General features: G+C 71.3%; 11 protein-coding genes. 4 read left to right on the top strand and 7 right to left on the bottom strand.

Annotated elements, in window-relative coordinates; genetic code table 11:
• Nucleotides 1-327: ATP-binding protein (locus O3Q52_RS40570; RefSeq protein WP_332112990.1), on the top strand; the 327-nt coding region annotated here is incomplete at its 5' end.
• Nucleotides 324-989: a response regulator transcription factor gene (locus tag O3Q52_RS40565; protein WP_269653570.1), complete on the top strand. Its 666-nt coding sequence runs from the start codon at nucleotides 324-326 to the stop codon at nucleotides 987-989. The genes O3Q52_RS40570 and O3Q52_RS40565, both read left to right, overlap by 4 nt.
• On the opposite strand, the gene O3Q52_RS40560 is transcribed toward O3Q52_RS40565, so the two are convergent.
• Together O3Q52_RS40560 and O3Q52_RS40555 are read right to left on the bottom strand one after the other, a co-directional pair.
• Nucleotides 950-1,234, bottom strand: coding sequence for a DUF6332 family protein (locus tag O3Q52_RS40560; RefSeq protein WP_269653569.1), 285 nt, complete (start codon nucleotides 1,232-1,234; stop codon nucleotides 950-952). The two genes, O3Q52_RS40565 and O3Q52_RS40560, sit on opposite strands and share 40 nt — an antisense overlap.
• A gap of 131 nt (nucleotides 1,235-1,365) precedes the next feature.
• Nucleotides 1,366-2,874 carry an MFS transporter gene (locus tag O3Q52_RS40555; protein WP_269653568.1) on the bottom strand — a complete coding sequence of 503 codons (1,509 nt, stop codon included), beginning with the start codon at nucleotides 2,872-2,874 and terminating at the stop codon, nucleotides 1,366-1,368.
• A gap of 86 nt (nucleotides 2,875-2,960) precedes the next feature.
• Between O3Q52_RS40555 and O3Q52_RS40550 the strand changes: the two genes are divergently transcribed.
• Nucleotides 2,961-3,371, top strand: coding sequence for a MarR family winged helix-turn-helix transcriptional regulator (locus O3Q52_RS40550; protein ID WP_269653567.1), 411 nt, complete (start codon nucleotides 2,961-2,963; stop codon nucleotides 3,369-3,371).
• A gap of 103 nt (nucleotides 3,372-3,474) precedes the next feature.
• Here O3Q52_RS40550 and O3Q52_RS40545 read toward each other — a convergent pair whose 3' ends face one another.
• The 5 genes from O3Q52_RS40545 to O3Q52_RS40525 form a co-directional block, all read right to left on the bottom strand.
• Complete coding sequence (locus O3Q52_RS40545; RefSeq protein ID WP_269653566.1) at nucleotides 3,475-4,212, bottom strand: maleylpyruvate isomerase family mycothiol-dependent enzyme; 738 nt, start codon at nucleotides 4,210-4,212, stop codon at nucleotides 3,475-3,477.
• 89 nt (nucleotides 4,213-4,301) lie between these two features.
• Entirely contained in the window at nucleotides 4,302-5,201 is a 900-nt protein-coding gene (locus O3Q52_RS40540; protein ID WP_269653565.1) for an NAD(P)-dependent oxidoreductase, read from the bottom strand.
• Between the two features lie 149 nt (nucleotides 5,202-5,350).
• Nucleotides 5,351-6,523 (bottom strand): MFS transporter, encoded by a 1,173-nt coding sequence (locus tag O3Q52_RS40535; protein ID WP_269653564.1) that lies wholly within the window; start codon nucleotides 6,521-6,523, stop codon nucleotides 5,351-5,353.
• Nucleotides 6,524-6,765: 242 nt separating this feature from the next.
• On the bottom strand, nucleotides 6,766-8,922 hold the full coding sequence (locus O3Q52_RS40530; protein WP_269653563.1) for a serine/threonine-protein kinase: 2,157 nt from the start codon (nucleotides 8,920-8,922) through the stop codon (nucleotides 6,766-6,768).
• A 120-nt stretch (nucleotides 8,923-9,042) separates the two neighbouring features.
• A complete protein-coding gene (locus tag O3Q52_RS40525) occupies nucleotides 9,043-9,846 on the bottom strand; it encodes an SDR family NAD(P)-dependent oxidoreductase (protein ID WP_269653562.1) in 804 nt (267 codons plus the stop codon).
• Nucleotides 9,847-9,932: 86 nt separating this feature from the next.
• Between O3Q52_RS40525 and O3Q52_RS40520 the strand changes: the two genes are divergently transcribed.
• On the top strand, nucleotides 9,933-10,147 hold a 215-nt coding region (locus O3Q52_RS40520), incomplete at its 3' end, for a helix-turn-helix transcriptional regulator (RefSeq protein ID WP_269653561.1).

The following is a 10,147-nucleotide window of genomic DNA, read 5'->3' as shown; positions in this document are numbered from 1 at the left end:
CAGGAGGCGCTGACCAACGTCGTACGGCACTCCGGATCGCGGCACGCGCGCGTGCGGGTCGATTACGCGCGCGACGCGTTGACGCTGCGTATCGACGACGACGGACCCGCGACGGGCGAGGACGCGGGCGGCAGCGGCAACGGGCTGGCCGGAATGCGGGAGCGGGCCGCGGCCCTGGGCGGCACGATCGAGGCCGGACCGCGCGAGGACGGAGGTTTTCGGGTGCTGGCCCTGCTGCCGCTCAAGAACTCGCGCGGGACGTCAGAGGCGTCGGCCGGGACGTCCGGGAAGTCCGAGGAATCCCCCAAGCTGAAGGAGGACCGGTGATCCGCGTACTGCTCGCCGACGACCAGTCGCTGGTCCGCGCAGGCTTCAAGGCACTCCTCGACGCCCAGCCGGACATCGAGGTGGCCGGAGAGGCCGCCGACGGCGAGGAGGCGCTGCGCGCGGTGCGCGAACTGCGGCCCGACGTCGTCCTGATGGACATCCGCATGCCCCTGCTCGACGGCCTCGCCGCGACCCGCCGCATCACCGACGACGACGGCCTGACTGATGTCAAGGTGGTCATGCTCACCACCTTCGAGCTGGACGAGTACGTCTTCGAGGCCATCCGCTCCGGAGCGTCCGGCTTCCTCGTCAAGGACACCGAACCGGAGGAACTCCTGCGCGCGGTGCGGGCGGTGGTCGAGGGCGACGCACTGCTGTCACCCGGCGTGACCCGTCGGCTGATCGCCGAGTTCGCGGCGCGCTCCAAGGAGCCGGCGGCCGCCGGGGCGCTCGCCGAACTCACCGAGCGGGAGCGGGAGGTGATGGCTCTGGTCGGCATCGGACTGTCGAACGACGAGATCGCGCGCCGGCTGGTCGTCAGCCCGCTGACCGCGAAGACCCATGTCAGTCGGACCATGGTGAAGCTGGGCGCCCGTGACAGGGCCCAACTGGTCGTGCTCGCCTACGAGTCGGGCCTGGTGCGGCCGGGCTGGTTGGGCTGAGGCGGCTGCCGGAAACGGACCAGCACACTGGCCACCCGGAAGACGAAGAGCACGGCCGCGAGTGAGGTCCCCGCCGCGAGCTGGATCTTCTCGATGGTGACCGGCAGGTCGAAGAGCAGTGCGGGTCCGGCCAGGGCTCCGAACGCCACCGCCGCGGCGAACGCGGCGCTGAACAACGCGTATCCGATCTCGACGGTCATCTCGTCCCGCTCGGACTGAGTCCGCCGCCCCCTGGTCTGTCCCATACGGGCAGTCTCACAGGGGAGCGCCCGGCGGGGCAAGGAAAGGCGCGCCCGGCGGGGCAAGGAAGTCCGCCGGGCGCACGTCGTCGTGAGGGAGGGCCCCCGCCGGGGGCACGTCGTCGCGATGGAGGGTGTCAGTCGCGGGCCGCGACCCGTGCGTCCTCCTGCACCCGCTCGTCCTCGGGCACGTCCCCGGACTTGGCGACCAGGATCGTCGTCTGCCGCGTGCGCTGTCCGCGCAGTCCGGTGGCCGTGATGAGCAGGCCCACCACGGCGATCGCGGTGACGACGACCAGACCGGGACGGTAGCTGTCGAGGACCGCCTGCGGCGAGGAGCTCTCGGAGGAGTTCGCGGTCACCACGGCCGTCACGATCGCGAGGAAGATCGCACCGCCCACCTGCACCGAGGTGTTGAGCAGACCCGAGACCATGCCCTGCTCGTGGTCGTCCACGCCGTTGGTGGCCTGGATGTTGAGCGAGGGGAAGACCAGCGCGCAGGCCGCGCCGATCAGCAGCATGGACGGCAGGATCACCGCCGCGTACACGGGGTCCAGGTCGACCCGCAGGAACAGCGCGTAGCCGACGACCATCAGGGCGAAGCCGGCCACGATGAGCCGTGGAGTGCCGAACCGGTCGACGATCGCGCCCATCTTTGTCGAGGACAGCGCCACCAGCGCGCCCGCGGGCAGGAAGGCGAGCGCGGTGTGCAGTGCCGACCAGCCGAGCAGCGACTGCATGTAGAGCGTGACAAGGAACTGGAAGCTGACGTACGAGCCGAAGAACGCCATGGCGCCCAGCTGCGCCCGGATCTGGTTGCCGGAGCGGAGTACGCCGAGCCGGATGAGCGGGCTTGCGCTGCGCTGCTCGACGCGTACGAACACGGTCAGCAGGACGGCCACCGCGAGGAACGACAGCAGCGTACGGGCCGTGGTCCAGCCCACTTCGGGCGCCTGGACGACGGTGAAGACGAGCAGCAGCATCGAGGCGGTGCCGATGATGGCGCCCGGTATGTCGTAGCCGCGGTGAGTGCGGTCGCGCTCGCTGCGCGGGATGAGCTTCAGCCCGGCTATCAGGGCGATGACCGCGATGGGTGCGGGCAGCAGCATGGTGAGGCGCCAGCTCGCCTCGGTGAGCAGCCCGGACAGGACGAGGCCCATCGAGAAACCGGTCGCGGCACAGGTGACGTAGATGGAGAGCGCGCGGTTGCGCAGCGGGCCCTCCGGGAACGTCGTGGTGATGATCGACAGGCCCGCGGGAGCGGTGAACGCGGCGCTCAGGCCCTTGATGAACCGGCTGGCGATGAGCAGCGGGCCCGAGTCGACGAGCCCGCCGAGCAGCGAGGCGAGCGCGAAGACGCCGAGTGCCACCAGGAAGACCTGGCGGCGGCCGAGGAGGTCGGCGGCGCGTCCGCCGAGGAGCAACAGGCCGCCGTAGCCGAGGATGTAGCCACTGACGATCCACTGCAGGGTCGAGGTGGAGAGATCGAGTTCGGAACCGATGGACGGCAGGGCGACGCCGACCATCGACACGTCCAGCGCGTCCAGGAACATCGCGGCGCAGAGCACCAGGAGGGTGCCCCACAGGCGAGGCGTCCAGCGAACCGTCGAGGACGGTGCCGCGGAGGTGGTGAGCGGAGAGGTCATGCGCCACACAGTACATGCGCATGCATTCAATGCAAGCGCATTTAATGCGGATGCAACAAAGGCGGTCTTTTGCTAGGGTGCGGGCCATGGCGGCTGTCGAGAAGGCCGAGCAGGGCCTCGTTGACCAGTGGCGCGACATCCTCGCGGTGCACGCGCGCACACTCTGCGAACTGGACCGGACGTTGCACCAACACGGTCTGGGTGCAAGCGACTTCGAGGTCCTCGACGTGCTGGCCGCGACCACGCCGGCCGACGGCGGTGACATCTCCTACCGAGTCCAGGAGATCGCCGAGCGGGTTCATCTGAGCCAGAGCGCGCTGTCCCGGCTGATCGGCCGTCTGGAGAAGGACGGCCTCGTGGAGCGCTGCATGTGCCCGGAGGACCGGCGCGGTGTCCGGGTCGCCCTCACACCGAAGGGGCGCGCGCTGCACGGCGAGGTGCTGCCGGTGCAGCGTGCGGTGCTGGGGCGGATGCTGGCGGGTGGCTCCGCCGGGTGAAGTGGCTGGGCCGGGGGACCGGCCGGGCGGGGTGAACCGGCTGGGCCGGTTGAGTCGCTGATGCGGCCGCCCGTCCGCCGCCGTTGTTGTCGCGTGCCGCCGCTCAGCTCCAGGTGACCGCCGACTTCTCCCGCCACAGTGTCGCGATCGAGGAGTCTCCCGTCACACCAGGGAACGGGCCGCGGTTCCACAGCGCCAGGTGGAGCTGGGCGGCCGTCCCCGCCAACTCGCAGTCCGCGTCCGCCACTTCGCCGCGCTGGGCCGCCGGGGGTTCGGCCGACAGCCGTACGCTCCACACGGCGTCCGAGTCCGAGGCCCGCACCCTCAGGACACGCGGCTCGTCCGTCCGTACCCTGCTCCTGCTGCGGGCGTGGAAGCCGAGCAGCAGTTCGTCGATGCCGTCGACCGCGAAGTCGACGGGGACCGTGGTCGGGGTGCCGCCGCGTGCGGACTCCGCGTCCACCCGGTGCACGGTCGTCTCGTGGGCCTGCCGCCGAGCCCAGAAGGCGAGCGGCGAAGGCGCGGGCAGGAAACTCCAGCACTCCACGTCGGGAGAGGCGGAGGCAAGCGTGTCGACGAGCTTGCGGTGCCCGTCCCGGAACCAGGTCAGCAACTCCGCGCCGTCCAGCTCGGGCAGGCCGCCGTCGGGATGGTAAGAGGTGTGCCCCTCGGCCACGAACGCCGTGGCCCAGCGGTGCACCATGCCGGTGTGCCGCAACAGGTCCCGCACCTGCCACTCCGGACAGGTGGGCACCTTGGCGTCGGCCCCGGCCTCCTCGGCGGCCTCGGCCAGCAACCCGCCCTCCCGGTCCAGGATTCGAACGAACTCGGCAATCTCCATGCGGGGGAGTGTGCCGGATGGAGCGGGCTTCAGGAGGGACGGGGGGTGATGTCTTTCCGCCGCCTCTGACCCGGGCGGATGCGGCTCGGTCAGCCCTCGGTGTCCGCGTTCTTCTCGTCGAAGCTCGCGAAGTACGCGGCGGCCATGTCCTCGTCCGCGTGGCCCTGGGCGGCGGCGCGGGCGAAGCGTTCGGCGCTCGCGGCGGCGACGTCGAGACGGAGGCCGTGCCGCTCGCCCGCCTCGACGATCAGACGGGCGTCCTTGGCGGCGGTGCCCACGGCGAAGGCGGCCGGTGAAAGCCGGTCGTTGAGGATGGGCCCGGCCTTGGCGCGCAGATAGCCCATGTCCAGCGGGCCGCCCGCGATGGCGTCGAAGAAGCTCTGCGGGTCCACGTCCAGAGCCAGGGCCAGGGCCAGTACCTCACCGGTCGCGTTGGTGACGGAGAGGACCCAGCTGTTGGCCACGAGCTTGAGACGGGTGGCGCTGCCCGCCGCACCGTCCTCACCCGTCCACACCGTACGGGCGCCGACGGCGTCGAAGACCGGCGTCACGGCCTCCCTGCCGTCGCTCGGACCGGCGGCCAGGACGAGCAACTGACCGGCCTCGGCGGGCTGTCGGGTGCCGAGAACCGGCGCGTCGTAGAAGACCAGGCCCTTCTCGCGGGCGAAGGTGGCCAGTTCGCCGACGGCCTCGATCCCGGCGGTCGTCGACTGCACCCACGCGGTGCCGGCACGCAGGGCGGGCGCGGCCTGCCGCATCACGTCCAGCGCGGAGGGGCCGTCGTACAGCATGGTGAGGACGACATCGGCGCCCTCGACCGCCTCCGCGGGGGTGTCGACGACGTGTGCGCCGTCGGCGGTGAGGGGTTCGGCCTTGTCTCGGGAGCGGTTCCAGGCCCGGACGGTGTGTCCGGCGCGGACGAGGTTGCGGGCCATCGCGGCGCCCATGATCCCGGTGCCGAGGACACTGACGGTGAGCTTGTCGGTCATGACATCAACTTTCCTGATCCGTATGGTGCGTCGGTTACCACTCTGCCCTGCCCTGCTGTGGCGCGCTGTGCCGTGGCGATGTCGGGCCGGGCGCGCGGGACGCCGAGCCTCCGTGGCGTTCGCCCGGCGGCGGCTCCGACGAGGCGCCGTCAGTCGGCCGTCGCCCGTCGCGTCCCGTATCCGATGACGGCGGCCACCGCGGCCAGGGTCGCCACGCTGGTGAGGGCGATGGGCAGGGAGAACCAGTCGGCCATGAAGCCGATGGCGGGTGGTCCGAGGAGCATGCCGCCGTAGCCGAAGGTGGAGGCGACGGCGACGCCGCTGGGACCGGCCAGGGCACCGGCCCGTTCGACGGCGATCGGGAAGATGTTCGCGAGGCCGATCCCGGTGACGGCGAAGCCGAGCAGGGCCGCCCACACCGAAGGGGCGAGCGATCCGACGAGCATGCCGACAGCCGCCATGGAGCCGCCCACGACCACCGTCCGGGTCCGCCCGAGCCGCTCCAGGAGAGTGGTCCCGCAGAGCCGGCCGATCGTCATGGCGAGCGCGAAACACGAGTAACCCGCGGCCGCGATGCCCGGGTGTGCGTCCAGGTCCTGCTCCAGGTGCAAGGTGCCCCAGTCGGCCAGGGCCCCCTCTCCGTAGGCCGTACAGAGGGCGATCAGGCCGAAGACGACCACCAGCCGACGCGTACGGGGGTCCGGTCGGCGCGGTGCACGCTCCTCGGGACGCCCGGGAGCCGGCGGCGGTACGGGGGACTCGTACCGCAGCAGGGCGCGTCCCGCGACAGCCGTCACCAGCAGGCCGATCACGGTCAGGCCCAGCAGATGCCGCGTCGGCGACAGCGAGCCCGCGACCAGTCCGCCGAGACCGGCGCCGATCATCCCGCCCAGGCTGAAGGCCGCGTGGAAACTGGGCATGATCGGCCGCCGCAGCACGGCCACCAGGTCGACGGCGGCGCTGTTGAAGGCGACGTTGATCCCGCCGTACGCGGCGCCGAAGACCAGCAGGACCGCGCCGAGTGCCCAGGTGGAGTGGGTGAGGGGCGGCAGCGCGACGCTGAGGGAGAGCAGGATGCCGCAGACGACGGTGACGGGGTGGCTGCCGTAGCGGCGGCAGAGCCGGCCGGTGAACATCATCGTGACGACGGCTCCCGCGGAGACGCCGAGAAGGGCGAGCCCCAGTGTGCTGGCGGAGGCGCCGGTCTGTGCCTTGATGGCGGGAATGCGGACGACCCACCCGGCGAAGATGAAGCCGTCGAGGGCGAAGAAGGTGGTGAGGGCGATACGGAGTCGGGTGAGGTCGTTGCTGTGGCCCGGCACGTCGTTGTGCGTTCGGGATTTGTTTATTTGCGGCACAAACTCAGGCTAGGTGGGAGCCGGGGGCTGGGCAAGGGGTGTACGGGCGCCTGGTCGCGACGGGCGTCAGGGTCGGACGCCCTGGGTGGGACCGCTCGTACCGCGCGGCCTGATGCTTCTCGTGCATGCGTTCCCCGCCGATCCGGAGCGGTCGGGAGACGGGGACGCGTCCGGCGGCGAACCGCTCCACCCGGCGACCTCGACGCTCAGGGAACGTCGGCCACCGAGAAGACCCCCGGCCCGCTGGCGCCGTACAGCACACCGCCCACCAGGAGCGGCGGCACCGAATTCGGCGTCAGTTCCTCGAAGGAACGGCCCTCCGTGTCGAAGGACGAGGTGGTACGCCCGATCTCCTTGCCGGTGCGCGGATCGAGAGCCAGGACGCTGGTGTCCGGCATCGTGACGTACAACCGGCCGTCGTGGAGGGCCGGTTCGCTGAAGACGCGCAGGTCGCGCGAGCTGGTCCACAGCGGCTTCCCGCGCTTCAGGTCGAGGGCGAGCAGGGTCTCGTTGCCGTAGTCGAAGATGTACATGGTGTCGCCGCGCACCAGCGGCGGCGCTTCCGGCTCGACGCTCCAGGGGAAGTCGATTCGGCGGGTCTTCCCGCTGTCGAGCTCCTGGATGAAGAAGGCGGCGGAGACCCCGGAGTTGTCGTCCCAGCGGGCGTAGTACGCCGTGTCGTCGTGGACGGTGGCCAGCCACAGATCGCCCTTGGGCGCCTCGACGTTGCCCAGGGTCCGGCCGGTCCGTGCGTCGAGGCGGGCTATGCCGCCGGATCCGCCGCGCAGATCGGCGTAGAGGGCCCCCTTGGACCCCTCGTGGAACGGGCTCGCCGACGCGGAGGCCAGCTTGCGCCGCCACAGTTCCTCACCTGTGCGTGGCTCGTACGCCGCGAAGCGCGCGGTGTCGGAAGGCCCGAGCTCGTCCAGCCGTATGAGCAGCACCCCGCTCAGGTACGCGAAGTCGCCCACCGGACCGTCCACATGCCACAGCCGCGCGCCGGTCCTGGCGTCGTAGGCGTCCACTCCCTCGGAGCGGTCCGAGCTGTTGACGAACACCACACCCTCGCGGACGACGGGATCGCGCAGGGAGAAACCGTCGACCTTCTTCTGGCTCATGGGCTTCGTCCAGTCCACCCGGCCCGTCGCCGAACTCAGTCGCATGAGGGCGACCTGGGGAGAGGAGCAGAAGACGCCGAGCGCGTCCGGAACACACGTCGGACCCATGGGCATCGGATCGTCCTTGTCCGGCTCCAGTGCGTTGTGCCACGGCCGCCAGCCCGCCGGTGCCGAACCACGGGGCGTCACCCGCTGGTCGGCCTGGCCGACCGTGCTCGCCGGGTCGTTGTCCAGCACGGTGACCGAAGCCACGCCCGTCATACCGAGGAGGACCGCGCCGACGAGGGCGGTCCACAGCCATTTCCCACGGCGCTTCCGTTCGGCCGGCTTCGCGCCCGAGGACGGTGACGGTAGCGCCCCTGATTCCGACAGCACGGTCACCGGGATCCGGGACGGCTCCTCGCCGGACTCTTCGTCAGCCGGCTCCTCCGGCAGCCCGGTCAGGGCGTCCAGCACCTCGCTCGACGTCGGACGGTCCGCCGGCTCCTTCGCCAGACAGGCGGCGACCAACGGGCGCAGCGGCTCCGGCAGTTCGTCCAGCTCGGGCTCGCTGTGCACGGTGTTGTACGCGGCGAGATAGGCGTTCTCCGCCTCGAAGGGGCTGCGCCCGGTGGCCGCGTACATGAGTACCGCCCCCAGCGAGAACACATCGACGGCGGGGCCGACCTCGCGGGGGCGGCTGAACTGCTCCGGTGCCATGAAGGGCGGCGAGCCCATCACCATGCCCGTCTGGGTGCGGACATCACTGCTGGCCGCGCGCGAGATGCCGAAGTCGATGACGCGTGCCGCCCCGTCGTCGCCCTCGCCCTCCAGCAGGAGCACATTGCTCGGCTTGAGGTCCCGGTGCACGACCTCCGCGCGGTGGATCTCACGCAGCACCTCGGCGAGTTCGGTGCCGAGGCGGCGCAGCGCCCGCCAATCCAGCGGACCCGCCTCGGCGACCCGTTCGGCGAGTGTGGGGCCCGGGACGAACGCGGTTGCCATCCACGGTCGTTCCGCGTCCGGGTCGGCGTCCACGACCGGCGCGGTGAACGCCCCGCTGACCCGGCGAGCGGCCACGATCTCCTGCCGGAACCTGGCCCGGAACTCGGCGTTGTCGGCATACCTCGTGTGTACGACCTTGACGGCGACGGCCCGCCCCGAGGCCGACCTGCCGAGATAGACGACGCCCATGCCGCCGCTCCCGATCCGCGATTCGATCCGGTAGCCGCCGACTGACCGCGGATCGTTCTCGCGCAGGGTCACCGTGTCTCCTTCACCAACGCACGCCTGGACGGTTCCGGCCCGGAACTTTCTGACAGGGACCCTTCACTCTAGTGCCCGGCCGCCCGGGTTCATCCGGTGAACGCCACGCGTGCCCACGGTTCAGGCTCGCGCGCCTCCGTCGACCCGCAGGACCGTGCCGGTCACGAAGGAGGAGCGGTCGCTGAGGAGCCAGGCGGCGGCCTGGGCGATCTCGTCGGGGTCGGCCGCGCGGCGCAGCGGTGTGTGCGCCTGGAGCCGCTCCTGGAGGCCGGGGGACTCCTCTTCCCAGGTACGGATCATCTCGGTCAGCGTGTTGCCGGGTGCGATGGCGTTGACGCGGATGCCCTCCGGGCCGTACGTGATGGCGGCCGACTCGGTGAGGCTGTTGACCGCTCGCTTCATCGCGCCGTAAGCGGGCAGTTCGGGGTTGCCCATCAGGCTGCCGACGGACGAGTTGTTGACGATGGCCCCCGTCCCGGCGGTGGCCCGGATGGCGGCGACCTCGGCGGCCATGGCCAGCCACGGGCCCTTGAGGTTCACGGCGTAGACGTAGTCGAAGTCGGCCTCGGTCACCTGGTCCATCGGGCCGGGCGGCACGAACGTACCGCCGTTGTTGAAGGCGGTGTCGAGACGGCCGTACAGGTCCACGGTCCGGTCCACGGCGGCGCGTACGGCGGCCGGGTCTGCCAGGTCGCACACCACGTAGTCCGCGATGCCGCCCGCCGCCCGGACCTCCTCGGTCACCGCCTTCAGCTGGGCCTCCGTCCGGGCCGCGAGCAGTACCCGGGCGCCCTCTCGGGCGAACAGCCGCGCGGCGGCCGCGCCGATACCGCGACCGGCGCCGGTGATGAAGGCGACCTTGCCGTCCAGCAGGCCGAGGGTGGCAGGGGCGGCGGATGTGTCGTTGGTTCGTGTGTTGTCCATGGCAGTGAGCCTGCGCCGGTTCGCGGAGCCCATCCAGGCACCGGCGGTACCTGGATGGGCCCACGCCACCCGCGCACACTGGAGGTGTGGACAGACAAGAACTTGCGGCCTTCCTGCGCAGCAGGCGCGAGCGGATCACCCCCGCCGACGTGGGGCTGCCCGCCGGGCCGCGCCGCCGCACGCCGGGACTGCGCCGCGAGGAGGTGGCGCAGCTGGCGTTCATCTCGACCGAGTACTACACGCGCCTGGAGCAGTCCCGCGGCCCGCGCCCGTCGCGCGAGGTGCTGGCCGGGCTGGCCCG

It is taken from the genome of Streptomyces sp. ActVer, from assembly GCF_027270795.1.
Lineage (GTDB): Bacteria > Actinomycetota > Actinomycetes > Streptomycetales > Streptomycetaceae > Streptomyces > Streptomyces umbrinus_A.
Note: the sequence above shows the minus strand (reverse complement) of the source record. Positions and strands in the feature narration are given on the sequence as shown.